Raw genomic sequence first — 22,965 nt, 5'->3', positions numbered from 1 at the left:
AATTCCATCGCGCGCCTCCCGCGTTGCTCAAGGCGCGCAGTGTGCGGGTTATTCATCGCGCAGGCCACTTGCGCGGCCGCCGCAACTCCCGGCGCAGACCGATTACGGGCGGCAGTCCTAATCGGGCTTGCAAAGTCAACTCATTCCTACGCTTTTCTTCGACTCTTCCAACTTCAGCCATTACCACTCCCTGCACCAACAACGCGCAACTTCACCACAGCCGCGTACGCGACGTGCATTCACCAGGCGGGGTCTATGCGTTCCTTCGCGTTCAGCACTTGGGCCGTCGCATGCTCTTCATCAGGTTCGTAAACAGGGCTGTCCAAGCAGTCCGGCGCTCTCGTCCCCGAAGGGCGGCAGCAGGCAAGAGATAGCGGACATTCCCCGTTTCGCGGCCCCGCCAAGGGACGCTCACCGCGCGCGCGGATCTGTAATTTCGCTCCTCCTCAACATGCCGGGCGCAAACCTAGCGCTAATCCGTCGTCATCTGCACCGCGGCTACCGTGCCGGTTTTAACCGCAGCCGCTGCGTGACCTTGGCGCCGAAGCCGACGTGGAAGTCGGTCTCGCTGACCCACATCCGATGCAGAATGCTTGCAAGCTTCCGCGCGACTACGGTGATCGCGCACAGCATGCTCGACCGTTTGGCGCTCCGCAGGCCCCACGCTCGCAGTGCCGACCATTTCCTAACCCGTAGCAGCAGGCTTGCGGCCGCCTCGCAAAGCGCCTCGCGTACGGCAACGTCGCCCTGTTTGCTGATGCGTCCTTCGTAATCGATCGACGTGCCGGACTGGTGGCGCCTCGGCGCCAAGCCAAAATGCGCACCTACCGTTCGCGATCTGACAAAGCGATGAGGGTCATCGCCGACCTTGAACGACAGCGCCGCAACGGGACCGACGCCTGGAACCGTCATCAGGCGGCGGCAGACAGCATCATGCTGGACCACTTGCAGCAGCACACGATGCAGCCGATCGTAACCCTCAAGGATGGCGCGGCGCACATCCAACAAGGCCTCGATGGTCATAACGAAGATCGGATCGCTGCGCACGAGCAGCTCGCGGACGCGGGCTTCAAAGGCACCGCGGGCGACGGCTCCGACGAGCAACCCATAGGCCCGCAGTGCACCACGAATGTGGTTTTCGAGGTCGATCAGTTTGCGCTTGAGCAACTTCCGGCTGGTCAGCAGCGTGCGGCCCTGCCGCACCTCAAACCCGGCTCCTGCATCATCGGCACCGCCTCCGAACAAGCCTATGATCCGTCATCCGACCTTTACGACTATGCCCAGACCAAGGCGGCAACGGTGAATTACGTGAAATCGCTTGCCAAGCAGCTCGGTCCGAAAGGTATCCGCGTCAACGCCGTTGCTCCCGGCCCAATCTGGACTCCGCTTCAGGTGTCCGGCGGCGCCTCGATGGAGAAACTGGAGAAATTCGGCAGCCAGACTCCCCTTGGTCGTGCCGGTCAGCCAGCCGAGCTAGGCTCGATCTAGTGTATGGGGCAGCGGGCGGATCGGGGCAACCGCAGGACTCCACCTCCGCTGAGAGCTCCTGCCACGTATCGCTCGCGCATTCGGTTGCTATTTCGGCCTCGGCTCCTCGAGACCCGCGCCAGGATCCTCCAGTTGGCCGCTCCGCGCGAGCTTGACCGCCCTGCCGAGTGCGCGGGCGGTGTTCAACACCTGCTCTTGAAACGCTTCGTCGCGATCCAGCTCGTTATGCGAAGTCGCGTAAGGGGCCATGTAGCCAACATAGCCATCCAGCTCGGCAGCTCGCCCCGCCGATATGAGGTCCATATCGGTCAGCCAGTCCGACAGCGAACGCCGCAGCGTTTCGGCCCCGACGCTATCACCATGCACAACGACGCCGAAATGGCGACCTGCCAAATGACGAGGGTAGGGCCAACCCTGCAATTCCAGCCTCTTCGCCTCGTCCGCTCGTTTCCCGTGTGTCGAAGATGGATCCGGATTGCCTCCGTCGGCGCACACCAGACGATCCATCATCGCCTTCAATCCGGAGGGTGGGTGATACCAATAAACCGGCGTTACGATCAGAATGCCGTGAGCCGCAACCCACATCGGATAGATATCGTTCATCCAGTCTCCGGTCTGTCCTAACGAATAGTTGGGATAGCAGCTGCAAGGCCAATGACAGAGCGGCATGGCGGTCGCTACGCATGACTTGCACGGGAAAATCCTCTTGCCAAACTCGGAAGACAATCGAGACAGGTCGAGGATATCGACGACGAATTCCATCTCAGCGAACACCGACTCGGCAAGCTTGACGAGACGCCACGTCTTTGACATTTCGCCGGGACAGGTGTGTTCGCTGCGCGCCGCGCCGTTGATGATCAGGACGCGCGGCGCCTCGTTTGCGTCGTCGTGGCGCTGCTGTGCCTCCAGAACGGCTGTGTGCGCCGCGAGCCAGTCGAGTGCGATCTCGTAACCTGGATCTGCAAAGCCTGCTCCCGCCTTTTGCGTTATCGGCGCCTTGCGCGAATGGCTGCAAGCATCCCATGCCGCGGCTATGATGCGATCAAGCTCTCGCTGTAGCGGAGCAAAGATCGGATCTGCGAACTGACGCTTATAGCGATTTGCGAATTCCTCACGCGACAACTTGACCGGGGGCATTCCCTTGCGAACGTCTGGTTCGGTCATATCCGAGGTTCTCGCCACTTCGCACGGCGACAATAAAAAACGCGCTCCGCAGACGCCATTTGCCACAGTCCTTTGCCTGCACGCTCGCCAAACTTTGCTCCGCGCCCAAGGTTCCTAATGCTTTCAGCACCCGGCGTGCCGACGCGTCAAACGGCTAGTAGGCTGAACATGGAAATCTCGAACGGCTCGGCCGGATGGTCGGGGGTTTGCAGATCTTGTGGCGCGATGCCTTGGCGTTCGTGCATGCCTGTGGGGCCGCGGACGTACATGGTTATGTCGCCAAGCATCACCCGTCCAAGACGTAGAACGTGCTGTCCCCGCCGGCTGCCCGCTGGCGCTGCACGGCCTCCGCCGGCAGTTCAGCGACCTTACGTTCTCGGCCATGTTCCGGCGTTGAGGAGGTTGGAAACAGCAGGAGCGAAGGGCTTCGATACAAGCATACTGTTGGGAACGCCGTACGCCGCCCAATCCTACGCGCTGGAGGCCGTCAGGTAGACGACAGCGAATGTGCGTTCTTTTCCTTATCCGCGTTGCGAGTTCCCATCCGGTCAGATGGCTTCCCAGACGAACGTCCGTAACGAGCGCCCTGTAAGCTTTATTGCCGTCGAGCAAAAGAGTGATGGCTTCTTCGCCAGAGAGGACGATCTCAACGCCAAAACCGCCATGGATCAGAGCTTTTTCGATTTGGCGATAAAGAATGTAACCTCAAATCTAGCGAGCAGCTCATTCAAAACAGGGGTTGCGCAGCCGGAAGGTCAAGGGAGCGGCGTATGTGCTTCAGGGATGCGGTGCACCTGTTCGGAGCGACAGACATTGGAACCTCGCTCTGGTCTCGGGCATTGGCGACCCTGAGAGAAGGAGGAGGCCCATGGCAAGAACGCTGGCGCTGAGTGCTTTGGCCACCACATTGTTGACGGTTGCGCCAGTGCTCGCAGCGCCTCCGGTCGTCGAAAACCCCGGCCGGTGTGCAGCAGTTTTTCCGAATGCGAATTGCCAGAACTACGGCCCAGGCAATCCGTACATAAGTTACGGATGGGCACGGGGGCGATGGCGCCATTCGCATCACTCGCACCGTTACCGATACCGGAGGTGATTCTCCGTTCGCGCGCTCTCAGCACGGTGCGCGATCACGATTGAGCGCCGGGACCGCGTCGATCCGGGCAACCACGCGCTCCTTGACCTTGCATGCATCTACTGCATGCGATTCTCGACGGGCCTGCCCTTCAGGCCGTCGTGCGAATGTTTCAGGCCGAGCGTCGGCTTGGGCTGCTCCCTCACGAAGCTTTGTGCCATCTTTCCAGGGGCGCCCTTCGCGATCGTGGTGCCGCCATCGGCGAAGACCAGCGCTCCCGTCATGAAGCTGGCCTCATCGGAGGCGGCGAAGGCGAAGACATTAGCCATCTCCTCCGGAGTGCCGCGCCGCCCAAGGACCGTACCGGAAAGGGTCTGCTTCTCCATCTGCGCATTCATTGGCCCGGTCTCCTTATGCGTCCAGGCCGTATCCACCGGGCCAGGGCACACGCAAAGCGCGCGCACGCCGTACTTGCCCTGCTCGTAAGCTACGCCCCGCATAAACGCATGAAGAAAGCCCTTCGAGCCGCCGTAAGGCGCCGCTGTCGGTTCGCCCATTTCGCCAGCCTCCGACCCCGTCGAGATTACGACACCGTGTGAGCGTCGAAGATGCGGCAATGCGAACCTGGTCATCAGCAAAGCGGAACGGATGTTGTTACGGACAATGTAATCGAACATCTCGACCGAATGATCCTGACATTCGGCGATCTCAGGAAATACGCCGGCGTTGTTGATCAGGATGTCGAGCTTGCCGAACGCGTCAACCGCCAAGGCGACGCAAGCCTGTGCGTCCACTTCATCTGCGACGTCGCCAAGGAACAGTTCGGCGACGCCACCCCGCGCCCGGATCGCCTGGACAACATCGTCCACGGGATCGGCGGGAAATCCGGCGACGACGACTCTCGCACCCTCTCTGGCGAACTTATGCGCGATGGCCTCGCCGATTCCGGTGGCTCCGCCAGTTACGATTGCCGCCTTTCCGTCCAGTCAACCTGCCATTGTTGTCCGCTCCGCTCTCAATCTGCTCCGCGTTGAACTTCCCGGCAGGGATGACGTTCCAATCAGGCAACTTCGAAACCCATCGTTCCGGGCGGAGATCACCGGTCGGGAAAGAGCATGGCCATCGGTACGCGCTCAAAGTCGAGGAGAGTCGTCCAAGTCGCCATTCTGGGCAACCTGATGGTAACGGTCGTCAAGTTCGCGGCCGCCCTGCTGACTGGCAGTTCCTCCATGCTGAGCGAAAGCGCTCATTCCCTTGTGGATACCGGCAACGAGGCGCTGTTGCTCTATGGCTACTACCGATCGCGCCTGGCGCCAGATCCAACTCACCCATTGGGATACGGCAGAGAACTCTACTTTTGGAGCTTCGTCGTCGCGCTCCTGCTCTTTGCACTTGGCGCGGGAATCTCGATCTATGAAGGGATCACCCATATCGCGGTGCCCTCCCGTATCGAGAACGTCGCCGTCAACTACGTCGTGCTGGCGCTATCCGCGCTCTTCGAGGGGGTCTCGTGGTGGTTCGCGCTCGTGACGTTCCGGACAATGAAAAGCGATCTGGGCTATTGGGAGGCGATCAGGCGCAGCAAAGATCCACCTTCGTTCATGATCCTGCTGGAAGATACCGCCGCCCTCATCGGCATTTCGATTGCTGCGCTCAGCATCTTCCTTGCGGAACGATTCGAGAATCCAGCCATCGACGGCGTTGGCTCGATCCTGATCGGCGGTATCCTGGCCGCGATGGCACTTATTCTCGCGCGAGAGAGCAAGGAACTGCTTATCGGCGAGCGCGCGCATGAGGCTATCAGCACCTCGATCCTGGCGCTTGCCGAAAGCCAGCCCGGCGTCGACAAGGCAAATGGCGCACTTACCGTTCATCTTGCACCGGACCAGATCGTGGTCACGCTGAGCCTTGAGTTTTCCGACGATCTCCGTACACCCGAGATCGAGCGATGCGTGGAAGCGCTTGAGCAGCGCATTCGCTCAAAACATCCCCAGGTTGTTTCAGTATTCGTGAAACCGCAGGCAGCCCGGAGTTTTCAGGCCGCTCGCAAGACCCAGTTTGGCCGTTTCATCTCCGAGTCGACCCCGTGAGCTCCGCTCGTGGATCGCAGGTCCGTCCAACTCAAGGCCTACCGGCGACCTTGCCTTGAGAACGAACGTCGCCGCTGCGGCGCGTCGAAATGCTGTTTTCGACCCCGTTCTTGCTCTCTGGCGTGGGCGCGAAGTAGGAACCACTCGCGATCTGGCCGTTTGTAGCTTCAACTATTTTGCCGGTTGGAGGTCATCTGATGCGCGCGCTGACCTGGCAGGGCAAGAACAACATTCGCTGCGATACCGTGCCGGAACCGAAGATCGAGCACGGGCGCGACGCGATCATCAAAGTGACGGCCTGTGCCATCTGCGGGTCGGACCTGCACCTGTTCGACGGCATCATGCCCGGCATGGAGAAGGGCGACGTGCTCGGCCACGAGACCATGGGCGAGGTGGTGGAGATCGGATCGGAGAATGAGAGCCTGAAAATCGGCGACCGCGTCGTGGTGCCGTTTACGATCGCCTGCGGAGAGTGCTTCTTTTGCAAACGCGGCTTCTATTCCGGCTGCGAACGGTCGAACCCGAACGCGAAAGCCGCTGGGAAACTGTGGGGGCACTCGCCCGCCGGCCTGTTTGGCTACTCGCACCTGCTTGGGGGGTTCGCCGGCGGCCAGGCCGAGTATCTGCGCGTGCCCTATGCCGATGTCGGACCTATCAAGGTACCCGACGGCTTGACGGACGAGCAGGTGCTTTTTCTCTCCGACATCTTTCCGACCGGCTATATGGCCGCTGAATTCTGCAACCTGAAAGGCGGCGAGACGATCGCGATTTGGGGCTGCGGGCCGGTCGGCCAAATGGCGATCAAGAGCGCGCTCCTGCTCGGCGCCGAGCGGGTGATCGCGATCGACACCGTGCCGGAGCGGCTGGCGCTGGCAGCAGCCTCCGGTGCCATCACGCTCGATTTCAGGAAGGACGACGTCTACGACCGCATCCAGCAACTGACTGATGGCCGCGGCGCCGATGCCTGCATCGACGCAGTCGGTACCGAACCCAGTATCCATTCCGGCTTCGATGCCGTCGTCGATCGCATCAAGACCACTACTTATCTCGGCACCGACAACCCTCACGTCCTGCGTCAGGCCATCCACTGCTGCCGCAATTTTGGCGTGGTTTCAATCGTCGGCGTCTACGGGGGATTGCTTGACCAAATCCCGATGGGCTCGGCGATCAACCGCGGCCTCACCTTTCGCATGGCCCAGACGCCGGTGCAGCACTATCTGCAGAAGCTGCTCAAGCTGATCGAGAATGCAGAGATTGATCCCTCTTTCGTCGTTACCCACCGTGCCACGCTCGAAGAGGGACCCGAGCTATACAGGACATTCCGGGACAAGCAGGATGGGTGCATCAAGGCAGTGATGAAACCCTAGCGGAGCTGGAGGCGTCCTATTGACAGATGTGCAACCGCGGTCGCGCTGGATTGCCGCGGCGGAGCTTGGCCTGATCAGCAGCACATTCTCGACTATTGTCAGCCAACTGTTCGCCGCCCGCATCGGTCGTGACGCCTGGGTCGACTGGATGACGGTCGCCGCAATTCCCGGCCGCGACTGGGTACTCAGCATCGAGCCTTCGTGGACCGCTGTCCTCGCCGGGATTGCCTTTCACCAGTGGGCTGATTTTTCCTGGGCAATGATGTTTTTCGGCGTGCTTGGCCGCTGGACCGCCGATCTCCGTCCGATCCCGATCCTGTTCCTTGCGTTGCCCTGGGCGGTGGTGTCGTCGGCAACGGAATGGTTCTTGCTGGTGCCGCTGTTTCCGTTCTGGCAGCCGCTGTTCACGCTGCAGCAGCCCTATTGGATCGGCTTGCTCGTGCACGGCGCCTCCGCGTTCATCTATCCGCTGTTCGCGTGGCTGCGCTGGCCGCGTGGTGGCGTGCCCGACACCGATGCTCGCTTCGCCAGGATCTGGGCGACGGCGGCGCTGGCGACAATCGTCCTACTGGCCGGCATGGCACTGCTAAGCGTCCTTGGCCGCGAACTGCCATGGATGGGACGCGATGAGGATACGGATCAAACCTATATTCGCCACATGACCAGACATCACGTCCAGGGGATCGAGCTGGCTCGCCTTGGCGTCGATCGCGCCGGCGATTCGCATCTCCGCGCGCTCGCCATGCTGATGGCGGCGAGCCAGAGCGGCGAGAACAGGATATTCGACGGTTGGTGGCAAAGCTGGTTCAAAACACCGATGCCGGAATGCACAGGGGAGGAGCGCGCAGCCATGCCCGGCTATCTGACGCCCGCGCAGATGCAACAGGTCAGGTCCGCTTCCCCGGAGCAATTCGACGCACGTTTCGTTGCAATGATGACCTTGCATCATAAGGGGACCGTGAAGATGGCCGATCAGGCATGGCGCGGCCGCGGAGACCCTCGGCTGCGGATCATGGCTCACGCGATTCGACACGAACAGCAAGGCGAAATCGCGCTCATGCAAGAAATAAGCGGGACAGCGGCCGTCACAGCGGCGTTCCGCAACATGTTCGCCGACAGAATCAATTAGCGCTCGAGCAGCGGCCTGCGCGAAAGCTCCGCGTTGCGGTGCTTCGGTTCAAGGAACCAAAGCGAACCGATAATTGTTGAGCGCGCGAGCCCTTGATCGCTGAGGGTTACGCGATTGCACAGTCAATGAAATACACCTCTCCTGTCGCTCGAAACATGCGTGCTGTCGTTATTGGCGCGCCTGGTCAAGCCTGCGTCGAAACGGTCCCCCTGCCGGAGCCCGCATCTCGTCAGGTGCGGATTCGACTGCAGGGCTGTGGCGTTTGCGCATCCAATCTGGCCGTTTGGGCGGGACCGGAATGGATGACGTTTCCCACCGAGCCGGGCGGGCTTGGCCACGAAGGCTGGGGCATCATCGATGCCGTTGGCGACGGCGTTACGGATCTGTCGGTCGGCGAGCGCGTTGCCGCGTTGTCCTATCACAGCTACGCCGAATATGACGTCGCCGACGCGAACGCGGTGGTGCGGTTACCTGCGGCGCTTGATCGGCAACCCGTTCCGGCCGAGCCGCTTGGCTGCGCCATGAACATCTTTCGACGAAGCGAGATCAGCGCAGGACATACGGTCGCGATTGTCGGAATTGGATTTCTCGGCGCCGTGTTGACGCGCCTGGCAGCAAACGCCGGCGCACGGGTGATCGCGGTGTCCCGACGGCCATTTTCGCTCGAGGTGGCGCGCCGGATGGGAGCAGCCGAGAGCATCCCGATCGCCGGCGACGCCGGCGGAATTGAGCAGGTTAGGGCCCTCACGGGAGGCGCGCTGTGCGACCGGGTGATCGAGGCGACCGGCAAGCAGCGGCCACTGGATCTCGCCGCGGAGCTGACGTGCGAGCGCGGCCGACTGATCATCGCCGGCTATCATCAGGACGGCCCGAGACAAGTCAACATGCAGCTTTGGAACTGGCGCGGCATCGACGTGATCAATGCGCATGAACGTCGCGCCGGCGTTTATATCCAGGGCATCCGGGACGCCATTGAGGCCGTCGTCACGGGCCAAATCGATCCAAGTTCGCTCTACACGCACTATTTTCCCCTCGACCGCCTGGACGACGCCCTGAATGCCACACGTGTCCGTCCGGACGGCTTCCTAAAAGCGCTGGTGACGTGCACATGACACAAGTCTCGATTGACGGCGATCTCGCGCAGACTGCAACGCGCCCGCGGGTCGGCTTTCTCGGCGTCGGCTGGATCGGACACCATCGGATGCGCGCGATCGCGGAAACAGGCCAAGTCGAGGTCGCCGCCGTTGCTGATCCCTCCGCAGCGATGATCGCCCGGGCGGCGCAGCTTGCGCCCAATTCGAAAGCTCTCTCGATGCTCGACGAGCTTTTCGATGGGGATGTCGATGGCATCGTTATCGCAACACCGACGGCGCTCCATGCCGAGCAGTCCATCCGCGCGCTCGCCCGCGGCAAAGCTGTGTTCTGCCAGAAACCGCTGGGACGGACGGCTGCGGAAGTCCGCGCGGTGATCGATGCGGCCCGCTCGGCCAACCGATTGCTTGCAGTTGACCTGTCGTACCGCTTTACCGAGGCGATGGATCAAATTCGCCAACTGGTACACAACGGCGAGCTCGGACATGTCTACGCCGTGGAGCTGACCTTCCATAACGCCTATGGGCCGGACAAGCCATGGTTCTACGAGCCGGCCCTCGCGGGTGGCGGCTGCGTCATCGATCTCGGGGTCCACCTGGTCGACCTCGCGCTGTGGGTGCTGGATTTCCCGAAGGTTGTGCAGACGTCATCAAGGTTGTTCGCGGACGGCCAGTTGCTTTCGGCGCCAGCCGACCGGGCCGAGGACTATGCACTCGCAACGCTGGACCTGGAGACCGGCACGGCCGTGCATCTCACCTGCTCATGGCGGCTGCCGGCCGGCCGCGACGCGGTGATCTCTGCAGCCTTTTACGGCACGCAAGGTGGCGCGGCGATGCGGAATATCAACGGATCGTTCTACGACTTTGTCGCCGAACTGTACCGCGGAACGGCATGCGAATGCCTGGCGGCACCACCCGATGCCTGGTTCGGACGGGCAGCCGCCGATTGGGCGCAGAGACTTGCTGCAGGACAGCACTTCGATCCTTCCGTCGAGCGATGCATCGACGTGGCGGCCGTTCTTGACCGTATCTATGGCAGGTGATGAAGACTCTCAGCAATCACAAAGCCTCGTGCACAGGCGCTCATCGGAGTTTCAGCATGCGAACGGCTTTGCCTGGCATTGTGATGCTCGCATCGTCAAGCGCGACTTCCTCGCCGCTCAACAGATCTGTCATCCGCCTGCCGTGAAGCCTACCCGCGAGATCGCTTGCGATAGAGATCCGTGCTGGCGATGCACCATAGTTGAGAAGCACCAGCACGCGATCTGAGGACTTGCTGTCCGATCTGAGGTAGGCCAGCACATTCCGGTCGTCGGGAACGTCAAGCATGCGGATGTCGCGCGAGCGCAATGCGGGGTGATCGCGGCGCAAGGCTATCAGACGCCCGTACCAGTTCCGTAGTCCGTAACCGTCATCCCACGCGATCGGGTGTGCGTCCTTGTAGGGTTCGTAGGCCGCGCCAACCTCCTCGCCCGTAAAGATGCCGGGAATGCCAGGTAGCGTAAGCAGCATGGCCGCGGCAATTCGGGTTCGGTCCAGTCCGTATCGTGAGCGGAAACGGGGCCCGGTATCGTTGTTCTCGAGGAAGCGGAAGATCAGGAGATCATCCGATTCGGATGCTTCGATCGCGAAGCGCAGGCGGCGTGCCGTATTCGGCTCATCATCGAAGGCACCTTGCCAGGCCCATTCGCCGAGCTTCCCGGTCCAGTCATAGGCTGCATCGAACCCATGGCGGCCATAGTAGGGATCCCCTGCGGAGGCTTCGGCAAGCAGCAACAGATCCGGCTTGATCCGCTTGAGCTCGGCACGCCAACGCGGCCAGAATTCCGGCGCCCGCTGCTTCGGGCCCCATGCAGCATCGACACGAAAGCCGTCGACGTCGAACTCGCGAACCCAGTATGCGAAAGCCTCGATGACGAGGCGCTGCACTTCCGGATTTGCATAGTTGAGATTCTTGAGGTTGCTCCAATTGAAGTAGTGCTTGGGACTGCCATCCTGGGCGCGATCGAAGAAGCCAAAATAGGGCGAGAAATGTGCGCGTCCGACCGTGTCTGCGAAATAGACATGCTGATCGGACAAATGGTTCGGCACGAAATCGATGATCACACGGATTCCGCGCGCATGGGCGGCCTGGATCAGGTCATGTAGCTCGCCTTCGTTTCCAAGGCTCCGCCGCACATGGAAATAGTCGGTTACCGCATAGCCGAAATCGCCTGGCGGACTTCCGGTGATCGGCGAGAGCCACAGCGCCGTTACTCCGAGCTCCCTGAGCTGATCGAGGCGCACTGTGACATCGGCGAGGCCGCGAGGGCCAAACAGGGCCGGAACGACACCGTAGATTACCGCGCGGTCGATCCAGAGGGCATGCTCGCGATCGACATCTACGGCTCGCAGGATACCGCCCAGCGCACGAAACATGATTGTCGTTTCATCGGAACGGCCGTCGTGGTCGGTGACCTTGAGCGTGACGTAGTACTCGCCGTCGGGCACCCCGTCCGAGAGTTCGATGCGTGGCCGACTCGCCGGAAAATCGGCGAGCTGTGCCGGGTTGCCGTCGCGCGCCCGCCACTCGTAACGACTGATCGCGCTGGCTCGCACCGCCGCCGGTACACTTCCTTGCGCATCCAGCGTCAGGCCGCGGTCGCTCTCGGAGACGCGAACAGATGCGGTCGGGACGTTGCGGAGACGCACATTCCAGGTCTGCTGCGCCGCGCCGCGTGTGACGCCGTGCTCACGACATTCGGCTCTGATCCGATTGTCGCCAGGCTGAAGCGAAACTAGCGCGTGGACCCGTCCGCGCTCGGCCGGCAGTGTCACGGACGAGACGGGCGACGTCACCACGATCTGATCACAGCGGGCTTCGGGAATCGTGATGACGATCGACTTGGAGAAGGCCCATGCATCGCCACCGGCCGTCCCGAACGAGAGCGGAACCTGACCGGTGGCGACCGCACCCGCAAGCAAGAGCGCCGTGGCAAGCACCCCGGCGCGCGTCAGATGCAAACAGCGCATGTGGGGCCGCAAACTGATGAACCGCCTTCTCTGCCGATCGACGCACACGCACGCCGGACAGCCATCATCCCCGCCCCCGCGGGACCGGAGCGGAATAATCGGTATGCTCGGTTCCATCAAGGCGGATGGATCCAGCAGCATCTTGTGAAGCTTGCCGATAGTTGCCTCGAGAAGCGCATATTGCAGACCAATGCGCGTACGCCAGGTCAGCCAGTCTGCCGCACCGTCGCGAACCTCAGGTGACAGCGCCAAGCAGCACAAGGCGACGATGCTCAGCACAAGCACCTTGGCGCACTGCGCCATCAACTCGTCGAATACCGTCTTGATCACGAGAGGTTCGACGGCATTGAGCACTGCGATGGTGAGGGTGCGCCCTATGATGACGGCGATCGCGTGCCTCTGCGGCCGCGTAAACCGCACCGCCTGGTACAATCGCCTCGGCTTGTTCTCCTGCAGGTCCGTCGCGAGCCAGGCACCTTCTGTCCCCGCCCCGCGTTCCCGTCTCCGCGCGACAGTGTTGCAGGTGCCGTGGAGAGCCACCTCGCAAGCGTGGCCCTCATCCCAGTAGACATAACCGAATTGTCCGCCTGCCCATCGACCCCCACGGAACCGGCAACAAGGATCCCACCCCGCGCATCTCCCGGTTCAACCCGTCATGTCACTTCACGCGGCGTCGGACACGGGTCCGATGATCGGTCGCTTACTTGCTTGATGAGCGGTTCACGAACTTGTGGAAGCGGCTCAGTTCACCGGCTTCTGTTCGGTCCTGATGGAGAAATGCAAGACCCTCCTTGTCGAACTTGTCGAAGAACTCATCCCATCCAATCGGATCGAGGCTTTTGTCGCGTGGCTCAAAGTCGAGGCGAAGGACTCCCGGCTCGCCCTCTCCCTTCGTTCGCCTGACAGTTGCCGGTATGCCGCCGCGTTCCTCAGCCCAGTGCTGGATCTTCTTGTGGTCCGTTGTGACATTACCTTTCGACATGATCCGTCTCCTCATCTACCTGCCTTCTTCTCGACCCGCTCGGGGAATGCCTCCTCGCAGTCGTCAGTCGATATCGGCTTCAATTCGATGACTGCAAAAGGCGTTCCTGACTACAGGACTTACCCGGCCTCCTATTTCGAGATCTCGGCCATCACTCCAGCTGCGATCGATGAGCTGTCATCTTCGTGTTCTTCTTCCTCTTGTTCACCTTCTTCTTCATCACCTTCTTCTTCATCATCTTCTTCGCCGTCACAAGCTTCCTCATCATCGTCTTCTTCCGATGCAACCTGGTAGAGAGCTCGCATGCTCCGCCCGGACAATGAGGAACAAACAATCCTTCGCATGCGTTACGGACCGCAGCACTCGCATCCAGCGACCCGGGCCCGCAAATGCAACAAGCAACATCATCTCAGAAGGTTCGCGTCGGACTCGTCGGCGTCGGCAACTGCGCTTCTTCTTTCGTGCAAGGTCTCAGCCACTACGCAGATGCTCAGGCCAACGAGCCGCTTCCCGGCCTAATGAACGTTGACCTCGGCGGCTACCATGTTCGCGACATCGAGATAGCATCCGCGTTCGACGTCAGCGCAAGGAAGGTGGGACGTGATGTCTGCGAGGCAATCTACGCTCCACCTAATAACACATTCCGTTTCGCCGACGCCAAGCTGACCGGCGTCACCGTCGAGCGCGGTCCTACGCTGGACGGATTGGGACGCTATCTTCGCGAAGAGATCGAAGAATCGGACCGGCCTCCCGTCAACGTAGCGGATCGCCTCGCGAGCACGCGGACGGATGTGCTCGTCTCCTATCTTCCCGTTGGATCGCAACGCGCTAGCGAATGGTACGCGAACTGTGCGCTGAAGGCCGGATGCGCCTTCGTCAACTGCATCCCGGTGTTCATCGCCTCGAACCCGGTCTGGCGCCGCAGGTTCGAAGATCGCGAGCTTCCGCTTGTCGGTGACGACATCAAGAGCCAGGTCGGCGCGACCATCCTGCATCGCATGCTGGTCAATCTCTTTCGCGAGCGCGGCGTCCAACTCGATCGCACCTATCAGCTCAATTTCGGTGGAAACTCCGACTTCAAGAACATGCTGGAACGCGAGCGACTGGAGTCGAAAAAGATCTCGAAAACACAGTCTGTTCTCAGTCAGCTCGACGTACCTATGGCCGATGGCGGCATTCATGTCGGCCCGAGCGATCACGTTCCCTGGCTTGCAGATCGGAAATGGGCCTATATCCGGCTGGAGGGCACAACCTTTGGAGGCGTGCCGCTCAACCTCGAGCTGAAGCTCGAGGTATGGGATTCTCCTAACTCTGCCGGTGTCGTCATCGATGCCGTGCGCTGCGCCAAGCTTGCGCTCGACCGTGGCATCGGCGGCGCGCTGGTGGGCCCCTCGAGCTACTTCATGAAGTCACCGCCGCAGCAATTTTCGGATCACGAAGCTCGCGGCAGAACCCTGGATTTCATCGCAGGGACCGGCTGAGCCGGAGTCGGCCATGACGACATTCTCGCTGATCAGGCACGGGACCCACGACGCCGTCGGCCGTATGCTCGTTGGACGCATGGCCGACATCAGGTTGAACGCGTGCGGGCGCAACCAGGCTCAGAGGATCGCCGACTGGCTGTGCGGCGAGCAGATCGTAGCAGTGCAGTCGAGTCCGCAACTGCGGTCGCGGGAAACAGTCGAACCGCTGGCGCGACGACTGGGGCTTTCGATCGAACTCGTCGCTGCAATAGACGAGCTGAACGTGGGCGAATGGACAGGCCGCTCCTTCGCATCGCTGGGCAGAGACCCGCTCTGGTCTTCGTGGAATACGAGGCGCGGCGCAACGCGCCCGCCGAACGGCGAGAGTATGTTGGAGCTGCAGGCACGGACGCTCGACCATCTCAACAGAATTGCGACTTGGCTGCCGCACGGACACGTCGCCCTGTGCAGCCACGCCGAAGTAATCCGCGCCGTCGTCTTGCATGCTCTGAAGCTCTCACTCGACGACTATCACCGCGTGGAAATTGCTCCCGCCACGATCAGCACCCTCGAAGTTGATCGACGTGCCATTGCAGTCGTCGCGCTGAACCAATCGGTTGCGTCATGAAGCTCGTCATATTCGGCCTAACGTTTAGCTCATCTTGGGGAAACGGCCACGCCACGCTTTGGCGCGGACTGTGCTCAGCGCTGACCCGGCAAGGCCATCATGTCGTCTTCTTCGAGCGCGATATGCCCTATTATGCGATGAATCGTGATCTCTTCGCCTTGCCTGGCGGTGAACTCGTGATCTACCCCGATTGGAGCTCCGTCCAATCAAGAGTTCAGCGCGAGCTGCGTGAGGCAGACGCTGCGATTATCACGTCGTATGCCCCCGATGCCTTGGCTGCAACTGACCTCGTGATGTCTGCGGGGCGCGCACTCACTGTTTTCTATGATCTCGATACGCCTGTTACGCTGTCGCGGCTTCGCCGCGGCGAAGCCATTCCGTATATCGGCCCAAGAGGGCTGGCAGATTTCGATCTCGTGCTCAGCTACACAGGGGGCGCGGCGCTCGAGGCACTTCGCGACGATCTCGGCGCGCGCCGGGTCGTTCCGATCTATGGTCATGTCGATCCTGACGTGCACCGCCCGGCGGAAGCAATGCCGGAACGCAAGTTCGCGTTGTCATATCTCGGAACCTATTCCGCCGATCGGCAGGGTGCACTTGATGAGCTGTTCACCGCCGCCGCGAGGGCGCGACCCGATCTACGATTCGTGATCGGCGGCGCGCAGTATCCGCAGGACTTTCCGTGGTGTCCAAATATCTTCTTCCTTCATCATCTGCCTCCCACCGATCATCCGGCATTCTACGGCTCGTCTCGCCTTACCCTGAATGTCACTCGCCGGCCCATGGTCGATCTCGGTTGGTGCCCCCAAGGGCGGCTGTTCGAGGCGGCCGCCTGCGGCGTGGCGGTTCTGTCCGACGCGTGGGCGGGGCTGGAGACCTTCTTTACTCCGGGGAATGAAATCCTGGTGGCCCGCAACACGGCCGACGCACTCGCTGCGCTTGAACTGTCCGATGCTGAGATTCGGCGTATTGCGACGTCCGCACGTGAGCATACGCTTGCCGCTCACACATCGGAACGTCGAGCCCACGAATTGATCGCCGCGCTGTCCGCGACGACGCCGATGCCGGCGCGCGATGAACTGGAAAGGGCATAGTCATGTGGGGTATCGTGCCCGCAGCAGGACGCGGAAGCCGGATTCAACCGCTTGCATTCTCAAAGGAATTGCTCCCGGTCGGCAGTTGCATCGAAGACGGCGTCGAGCGCCCCTGTGCCGTCAGCGAATATCTTGTCGAACGCATGGTTTGCGGGGGTGCCGACAAGATCTGCTTCGTCATATCGCCCGGCAAATCCGACATCATGGAATATTTCGGCGCGAGTTACGGCTCAACACCGATCGTCTACGTGGTGCAGCAACAGCCGGTCGGGCTGTGCGATGCGGTGTTTTCCGCCGAGCCGGTCATCGACTGCAAGGCGCCTGTGGTCATTGGTCTGCCGGACACCGTCTGGTTTCCTGAGAACGGCCTGGCCGCACTGCCCGATGACGTTCTGTCCTTCCTCTTGTTTCCTGTCGAACGACCCCAATTCTTCGACGCCGTCGTCCTCAACGGAGAGCACGTGCGCGAGATCCAGGTCAAGCAAGCCAACCCCGCCTCGCACTGGATCTGGGGTGCTTTCAAGATGCCGGGACACGTATTCGAGGAACTGCGTCTGCTGTGGCTGGCGCGGAACAGAGCGGACGAATACTTCGGCACACTTGTGAATGCCTACCTTGTCCAGGGCGGCAAGGCGGTAGCAGCGAAAAGCGGCCGCGCCTATGTCGATGTCGGAACCCTGCACGGATATCGGGCCGCAATGAGTTTGCTCGAGGACGTTCAGGGTAGCTCGCCGCCGAACGGCAGTGGTCCTGCGGCAGCGCCTCGAAGGCGGCACGGCGACCACTCGCTTGTCAACGAGAGGGGGCGAATGTGATGAGCAATCGACATTTTACGACGGACGATATCCGTCTCCGGATCGAGCAACTGGGACCATGGTTCCACAACATGGAGCTCAGGGGCGTTAGAACCGCGCCAACGCACTTTCTCGGCGACTACCCGTCCGTCAAATGGCGCCAATTTTCTCAGTCGATCATACCGGAGATCGAAGGCCACACCGTCCTCGATATCGGCTGCAACGCAGGTTTCTATTCGATCGAAATGAAACGACGCGGCGCGGCGCGTGTGCTCGGCATCGACAATGACGAAGATTATCTGCGCCAGGCGCGCTTTGCCGCCGAGGTGAACGACCTTGACATCGAATTCCGCAACATCTCCGTTTACGACGTTGGCATGCTGAGAGAGCGCTTCGACATCGTGCTGTTTCTCGGAGTGCTCTATCATTTGCGCCATCCGCTGCTCGCGCTGGATCTGATACACGAGCATGTCGCGGGCAATCTCCTTGTATTCCAGTCAATGCTGCGCGGCAGCTCCGAAGTGGAGCGGCCAAGCGAGGACTATGACTTTTGGGAAGACGATCACTTCAGCCGTCCCGGCTATCCAAAATTGCACTTCGTCGAACGTCGATATGCGAATGATCCAACAAACTGGTGGATCCCAAACAACGCCTGTGTCGAGGCGATGCTGCGCAGTAGCGGGTTCGAGATAGAGCTGCATCCCGAGGACGAAGTCTACATCTGTCGCCGGACCGAGGCGCCAGCCGGCGCCGGCGCAGTCTACCCGACGAAGGGTCGCCCGACATGATCGAAGCCATCATGATTTGGAACGAGCCCAACAACAAATCGCATTGGGATCCGGAAATCGATCCCGATTGGGATCTGTTTGCCCGGATGGCGATCGGCGCCGGCAGGGCGATAGAACAAGTCAACCCCTCACTACCTCGCGTGCTCGGCGGCATCTCGCCGATCGATCCTTCCTTCATCGCCAATATGATTGGAAAGGGTGTGCTCGATCACGTCGATGCGGTGGCCGTGCACGGCTTTCCACTCGACTGGAATTTGTGGCAGATCGATGAATGGCCAGCCAAGGTCCGCGAGATCAAGACGGTCACTGATCTCCCGATCTGGGTATCAGAGGTCGGCGTATCCAGCTTCGGCGCCGAGGAGGTGCAGGCGTGGGGGCTGGACCGCACCGCGCAGCTGCTGATCGGAGAATCGCCGCGCATCCATTGGTACAGTCTCTACGACCTGCCCCGAGCATGGCCGGCCACGACACGGCACAAGGAGGCCGAGGGTTCATCTTACTACCGCCATTTCTCGATGGGCCTGTTGCGGGAGGATGGATCACCGAAGATAGCCGCCGAGCGCTTTCCGTCCCACGCACCCGCTCTTGGCATCTGTCAGTGGTTTCATTTCGACGATCATCGGCTCGACGACGCCGTTGCCTGGATGAAGCGCCTGGGAGTCCGATATCTGCGTACCGGCCTCTCATGGTCCGATAGTTTCCGTCCAAACGCGCTTTCATGGTTTGACCGTCAAATGGAGGCGCTGTCGGAATTCGATCTTACACTGACGTACTGTTTCACGCCCGAGCATCGCGGAATCGCACCGCATCATACGAGCGCACCTCAAATACCGGAAGAGTTCGCCGAATTCTGTGCCGCGATGACGGAACGCTATGCGCACGGGCAGACCTTTGCGGCTCGACCTTTGCGGTCGGCTGTGGCCGAGTAGACGGAACGGCGCCATGGCAGCTATGGCGATTGCAGAGCGGGACGTTGCCCGGCGAGAAGGAACCGGCGCGGCGCTGCTTGACATCCTGGCCAATCGGCGCCGCGCTCACGCCGCGGCAGATCGCGTCGCCGTCATCGTCGCCCATCCCGACGATGAAACCATCGGCTGCGGCGCTCAGCTCCACCGGCTCGACAACGTGACGGTCGTGGTCGCGACGAATGGTGCGCCGCGTGACGGCGAAGATGCCCTGGCGCACGGTTATGCAAGCAGGGCTTCTTATGCGGCCGCCCGCGAACGCGAACTCTGTGATGCCCTGGCTCTGGCGAACTTGCCGAAGAGCAGAATTGTAGAGATCGGCCTTTCCGATCAGGCAGCGGCGCTTCATTTGGCCGATCTGGTGCGTGCGATCCATGTTCTCGTTGCGGCCCGAGATATCAGAGTTGTGCTGACGCACGCATTTGAAGGGGGACATCCCGACCATGACGCCACGGCGTTCGCCGTGCACGCAGCCGCCGTATTGAGACGACGCCGCAGACAAGCATTGGACGTGATCGAGATGCCGTTCTATCACCGGGAAGACGACGGCTGGATGACGCAGTGCTTTTCTCGTCACCTCAAACAGCCGGCGACCACCGTCCGACTGAGTCCCACCGAGCAGCGCTGGAAGCGTCGCATGCTGGCGGCACATACAAGCCAACGCGCGACCCTGTCATTGTTCAATGCCGAGTTCGAGTGTTTCCGATTGGCGCCGGCCTATGATTTCCTCTCGCTGCCCAATGGAGGAGAGCTGCTCTACGAAGCTTACGATTGGGGGCTCGCCGGTGAGCGTTGGCTTGAACTGTCCCGCGCCGCACTGGGCGAGCTCGATCTGGCGGATGAACGATGGTTCTGACGGTGCTCAACGTCGCGTATCCCTTTGCGCCAGTGGGCCCCGATTCGGTTGGCGGTGCAGAGCAGGTTATCCATCAGCTCGACGAGGCGCTGGTGCATTCCGGTCATCGCTCGATCCTGGTCGCGTGCGCGGGCTCTCGTTCAGCGGGCACACACGTCTGCGTTCGCCGCGCGTCCGAAAGCCTGCACCAGATCGAGATCGAGGCCGCGCAACGCCGGCACCGCCAGGCCATAGCTCTTGCGCTCACCCGTTGGCCGATCGATGTTGTTCACCTGCATGGGATCGACTTTCATACTTACCTGCCGCGAGATGGTCCGCCCGCGCTCGTGACGCTTCATCTTCCGGTGGATTGGTATCCGGGAGAGGCCCTTACCCCGCGCCGATCCAACGTCTGGTTCAACTCTGTCTCGCGATATCAGCATGTGACCTCGGCGTCCAAGCCGCACATGCTGGCACCGATTGAAAATGGAATCGCGGACCATTTCTTTGAAGCGGATGGCGCCAAACGCAAGTTCGCCTTGATGCTCGCGCGCATCTGTCCCGAAAAGGGCGTTCACCTCGCGATCGAAGCAGCCAAGCGCGCGAACATCGCGCTTATTATCGGCGGGGAAGTGTTTCCTTACGCCGCGCATCAGCGCTATTTCGAGACGCAGGTCGAGCCGGCCCTCGACCGGTGGCGTCGCTTCATCGGCCCCGTCGATCTCGCACGCAAGCGCCGGCTGCTCGCGATGGCCAGATGCGTGCTCATACCTTCACTCGCGTCCGAGACCAGCTCGCTGGTTGCCCGCGAGGCGCTTGCGTGCGGTACGCCCGTCATCGCATTTGACCGGGGCGCGCTCGCGGAAATTATCGAGAACGGTCGGACGGGCTTTCTGGTCGGTGATGAGAGCCAGATGGCGCAAGCGATCGAACGCGCCTCTGAACTTGATTCGGGCGCTTGTCGACGTTCGGCGCGCGAGCGATTTTCTCTTGAGCGGATGACGGAGAGCTACCTTTCCGTCTACCAAAAGCTCAGTCGTGTGACGATACCGGGTGTGGCATGACGGCTCCGTTCACTTGCCGGATGATTACCGACGCAGCCGAGCTCGCGGCCCTTGCGCCCGAATGGTGGGAGTTGTGGCGAACCTCGCCGGCGGCGACGCCTTTCCAGTCGCCGGCGTGGCTGCTGCCGTGGTGGAATAACCTGGCGGACGGTGAGGCTTGCGTTCTCGCCATTCGAACGGGCAAACGGCTGGTCGGACTCGCGCCCCTGTACTGCGAACGGAGAGCGCAGGGTCGGCTCGTTCGATTGATGGGGTTCCCGGTGACGGACTATCAAGATTTCCTGATCGCTCCCACGCTTGAGGGCCCGGCATTGGCGGTGCTGAGGTCGCACCTTACGGACGCCGACTTCTGGGACGTGCTCGAACTGGCCGAGCTGCCGCCCAATGCTTCCGCACTGCGGATGCCAGCTCCGGGCGGTTATGGTGAGCGCACTGCCAACGCCAGTGCGTGTCCTGTCCTCGGTCTACCGGATGTGTTTGATGGACCGCCGCGGGTCATTCCGGCAAGAACGCGTCGCGCACTTCGCACCGCCCGCAACCGCGCCGAGCGGCGGGGTTCTTTGCAGATCCTGGCGGCCGATCGCAATTCCGTTCTGGAGAGTTTCGAGATCCTTGTTGCGCTTCACCGACAGCGTTGGAACTCGCGCGGCGAACCGGGTGTCCTTGCCGACTCCCGCGTGCGGCAATTTCACCGTGATGCATTGCCGGCTCTGATGGATGCAGGTCTGCTGCGACTTTATGTCCTGCAGATTGCGGGCCACGCCGCTGCGGCCTATTACGGCTTAGTGCATCGCAACCAGGCGTATGGCTACCTTACTGGTTTCGACCCGGCCTACGCCTATGAGTCCCCCAGCGTCATCCTGCTTGGGTTCGTCCTTGACGAGGCGAGTCGCGAGGCCACGCGCGAGTACCACTTTCTTCGCGGCCGGGAACCATACAAGTATGGATGGGGAGCACGCGATTGCTGGAACAAGTGTCGCGTGTTTCATCGTAGCAAGGCGAGCTGCCATGACATCGCACGACGAGACTGACGACCCCATCGTCGGGCGGCTGCTTTCGCCCGCTCTTCGCTGCGCGCACGGCCACACACCCGAAAATGTGGCGCTGGTTCAGCTCTTCATGGCCGCCTCCTGCGCGAACGACGCCAGCCGCGCACTCGATGCAGCCATCCGCGAAATCACCTCCGATCCGCGCGCGACTAGCGGAGGTCTGACGCGGCTTGAGCGGATGCGCGAGCTATGGGATCAGACGCCCGACGCATTTGCCAACGTCAAGGCGGTCACGCGCACGCTCGATCACCCGAACGCTCGCGATCCGCACCCGGCACCGGCAACATGGGGTACGATCTTCGATGCCGCCGCGAGTGTCTCACACGAAGCGAGTGTCGCCTTGTATAGTCTTGGTCGTGCGGACCTGTTACGCGCCGCGTCCGATGAAATCGTGGAATGGATGCGCTCGCGGAATCTACTGGCGCCTCGGGCTTGCGTCCTCGACATCGGCTGCGGCAGCGGACGCATGACCGAAGTGCTTGCACCCCATGTCAAAGCCGTGATCGGCACCGACGTTTCGATGCAGATGCTTCAGGCTGCACATGAGCGCTGTGCCGACCTGCCCAACACTCACTTCGTGCGTACCTCGGGACACGGTCTCTCCGTCTTCAAGGACGCCTCCGTCGACCTCGCTTGTGCCGTCGACGTGTTTCCCTATTTCGTCATGTCCGGCGTCGCGCAGCGCCACTTCAGCGAAGCTGCACGCGTCCTGCGGCCTGGCGGCCATCTGATCATATTGAACTTTGCGTACGATAGCGATCCAGTCGCAGAGAGAGGCAAGTTGCGGCACCTCGCGCAGAATTCGGGGCTCAGCTTGCAGTATAGCGCGTCCCGAGAATTCACGCTCTGGGACGGCACGTGCTTCCTGATGCAGAACTTCGGCGCGTAGG

The 22,965-nt window shown here is 61.4% G+C and carries 21 protein-coding genes and 1 pseudogene; 16 read left to right on the top strand and 6 right to left on the bottom strand.

Translation table 11 applies throughout. The annotated features are described in order from the left end of the window. Positions 1 to 498 precede the first annotated feature (498 nt). The gene (locus MTR72_RS25150) at positions 499 to 912 is read right to left on the bottom strand and encodes a transposase (RefSeq protein WP_341511394.1); all 414 of its coding nucleotides are present in this window, start codon (positions 910 to 912) and stop codon (positions 499 to 501) included. Between the two features lie 273 nt (positions 913 to 1,185). Between MTR72_RS25150 and MTR72_RS25145 the strand changes: the two are divergent. After that, positions 1,186 to 1,520 (top strand): annotated as a pseudogene (locus tag MTR72_RS25145) (SDR family oxidoreductase); the annotation flags it as partial. A gap of 55 nt (positions 1,521 to 1,575) precedes the next feature. Here the strand turns inward: MTR72_RS25145 and MTR72_RS25140 are convergent. After that, positions 1,576 to 2,652: a flavodoxin family protein gene (locus MTR72_RS25140; RefSeq protein WP_341511393.1), complete on the bottom strand. Its 1,077-nt coding sequence runs from the start codon at positions 2,650 to 2,652 to the stop codon at positions 1,576 to 1,578. A gap of 1,191 nt (positions 2,653 to 3,843) precedes the next feature. Then, positions 3,844 to 4,692 carry an SDR family NAD(P)-dependent oxidoreductase gene (locus MTR72_RS25135; protein ID WP_341511408.1) on the bottom strand — a complete coding sequence of 283 codons (849 nt, stop codon included), beginning with the start codon at positions 4,690 to 4,692 and terminating at the stop codon, positions 3,844 to 3,846. 153 nt (positions 4,693 to 4,845) lie between these two features. Here MTR72_RS25135 and MTR72_RS25130 point away from each other — a divergent pair, with 153 nt between their 5' ends. From MTR72_RS25130 to MTR72_RS25110, 5 genes are all read left to right on the top strand, one after another. Further along, positions 4,846 to 5,814: a cation diffusion facilitator family transporter gene (locus MTR72_RS25130; protein WP_445819636.1), complete on the top strand. Its 969-nt coding sequence runs from the start codon at positions 4,846 to 4,848 to the stop codon at positions 5,812 to 5,814. A 197-nt stretch (positions 5,815 to 6,011) separates the two neighbouring features. After that, entirely contained in the window at positions 6,012 to 7,181 is a 1,170-nt protein-coding gene (locus tag MTR72_RS25125) for a zinc-dependent alcohol dehydrogenase (RefSeq protein ID WP_341511391.1), read from the top strand. A gap of 28 nt (positions 7,182 to 7,209) precedes the next feature. Next, on the top strand, positions 7,210 to 8,310 hold the full coding sequence (locus MTR72_RS25120; RefSeq protein ID WP_341511407.1) for a DUF305 domain-containing protein: 1,101 nt from the start codon (positions 7,210 to 7,212) through the stop codon (positions 8,308 to 8,310). 155 nt (positions 8,311 to 8,465) lie between these two features. Then, positions 8,466 to 9,422 (top strand): MDR/zinc-dependent alcohol dehydrogenase-like family protein, encoded by a 957-nt coding sequence (locus tag MTR72_RS25115; protein WP_341511390.1) that lies wholly within the window; start codon positions 8,466 to 8,468, stop codon positions 9,420 to 9,422. Further along, positions 9,419 to 10,444: a Gfo/Idh/MocA family protein gene (locus tag MTR72_RS25110; RefSeq protein WP_341511389.1), complete on the top strand. Its 1,026-nt coding sequence runs from the start codon at positions 9,419 to 9,421 to the stop codon at positions 10,442 to 10,444. The genes MTR72_RS25115 and MTR72_RS25110 overlap by 4 nt, the downstream gene beginning before the upstream one ends. A gap of 40 nt (positions 10,445 to 10,484) precedes the next feature. On the opposite strand, the gene MTR72_RS25105 is transcribed toward MTR72_RS25110, so the two are convergent. The 3 genes from MTR72_RS25105 to MTR72_RS25095 all read right to left on the bottom strand — a co-directional run bounded on the left by MTR72_RS25105 (position 10,485) and on the right by MTR72_RS25095 (position 13,700). Then, positions 10,485 to 12,845, bottom strand: a complete 2,361-nt coding sequence (locus tag MTR72_RS25105; RefSeq protein WP_341511388.1) for an alpha-amylase family glycosyl hydrolase — start codon at positions 12,843 to 12,845, stop codon at positions 10,485 to 10,487. A 268-nt stretch (positions 12,846 to 13,113) separates the two neighbouring features. Next, on the bottom strand, positions 13,114 to 13,395 hold the full coding sequence (locus tag MTR72_RS25100) for a hypothetical protein (protein WP_341511387.1): 282 nt from the start codon (positions 13,393 to 13,395) through the stop codon (positions 13,114 to 13,116). Between the two features lie 131 nt (positions 13,396 to 13,526). Next, a complete protein-coding gene (locus MTR72_RS25095) occupies positions 13,527 to 13,700 on the bottom strand; it encodes a hypothetical protein (protein ID WP_341511386.1) in 174 nt (57 codons plus the stop codon). An 84-nt stretch (positions 13,701 to 13,784) separates the two neighbouring features. On the opposite strand from MTR72_RS25095, the gene MTR72_RS25090 reads away from it, so the two are divergent. The 10 genes from MTR72_RS25090 to MTR72_RS25045 are packed head-to-tail and all read left to right on the top strand — an operon-like array spanning position 13,785 to position 22,964. Then, the gene (locus tag MTR72_RS25090) at positions 13,785 to 14,876 is read left to right on the top strand and encodes an inositol-3-phosphate synthase (RefSeq protein ID WP_341511385.1); all 1,092 of its coding nucleotides are present in this window, start codon (positions 13,785 to 13,787) and stop codon (positions 14,874 to 14,876) included. A 13-nt stretch (positions 14,877 to 14,889) separates the two neighbouring features. Beyond that, entirely contained in the window at positions 14,890 to 15,486 is a 597-nt protein-coding gene (locus MTR72_RS25085) for a histidine phosphatase family protein (RefSeq protein ID WP_341511384.1), read from the top strand. Next, entirely contained in the window at positions 15,483 to 16,580 is a 1,098-nt protein-coding gene (locus tag MTR72_RS25080) for a CgeB family protein (protein WP_341511383.1), read from the top strand. Before MTR72_RS25085 ends, MTR72_RS25080 begins: the two co-directional genes overlap by 4 nt. Positions 16,581 to 16,582: 2 nt before the next feature. Continuing rightward, entirely contained in the window at positions 16,583 to 17,395 is an 813-nt protein-coding gene (locus MTR72_RS25075; protein ID WP_341511382.1) for a sugar phosphate nucleotidyltransferase, read from the top strand. Then, positions 17,395 to 18,162, top strand: coding sequence for a TIGR04290 family methyltransferase (locus tag MTR72_RS25070; RefSeq protein ID WP_341511381.1), 768 nt, complete (start codon positions 17,395 to 17,397; stop codon positions 18,160 to 18,162). Before MTR72_RS25075 ends, MTR72_RS25070 begins: the two co-directional genes overlap by 1 nt. Further along, positions 18,159 to 19,091, top strand: coding sequence for a beta-xylosidase (locus MTR72_RS25065; protein ID WP_341511380.1), 933 nt, complete (start codon positions 18,159 to 18,161; stop codon positions 19,089 to 19,091). Before MTR72_RS25070 ends, MTR72_RS25065 begins: the two co-directional genes overlap by 4 nt. Positions 19,092 to 19,104: 13 nt before the next feature. Beyond that, the gene (locus tag MTR72_RS25060) at positions 19,105 to 19,983 is read left to right on the top strand and encodes a PIG-L deacetylase family protein (RefSeq protein WP_341511379.1); all 879 of its coding nucleotides are present in this window, start codon (positions 19,105 to 19,107) and stop codon (positions 19,981 to 19,983) included. After that, positions 19,974 to 21,026 (top strand): glycosyltransferase family 4 protein, encoded by a 1,053-nt coding sequence (locus MTR72_RS25055; protein ID WP_341511378.1) that lies wholly within the window; start codon positions 19,974 to 19,976, stop codon positions 21,024 to 21,026. Before MTR72_RS25060 ends, MTR72_RS25055 begins: the two co-directional genes overlap by 10 nt. Next, entirely contained in the window at positions 21,023 to 22,057 is a 1,035-nt protein-coding gene (locus MTR72_RS25050) for a GNAT family N-acetyltransferase (protein ID WP_341511377.1), read from the top strand. The genes MTR72_RS25055 and MTR72_RS25050 overlap by 4 nt, the downstream gene beginning before the upstream one ends. Beyond that, positions 22,035 to 22,964 carry a class I SAM-dependent methyltransferase gene (locus MTR72_RS25045; protein ID WP_341511376.1) on the top strand — a complete coding sequence of 310 codons (930 nt, stop codon included), beginning with the start codon at positions 22,035 to 22,037 and terminating at the stop codon, positions 22,962 to 22,964. Before MTR72_RS25050 ends, MTR72_RS25045 begins: the two co-directional genes overlap by 23 nt. Position 22,965: the final 1 nt, after the last annotated feature.

This window comes from Bradyrhizobium sp. ISRA442 (genome assembly GCF_038085055.1).
Taxonomy (GTDB): Bacteria; Pseudomonadota; Alphaproteobacteria; order Rhizobiales; family Xanthobacteraceae; genus Bradyrhizobium.
This window is presented reverse-complemented; position numbering and strand designations above follow the sequence as displayed.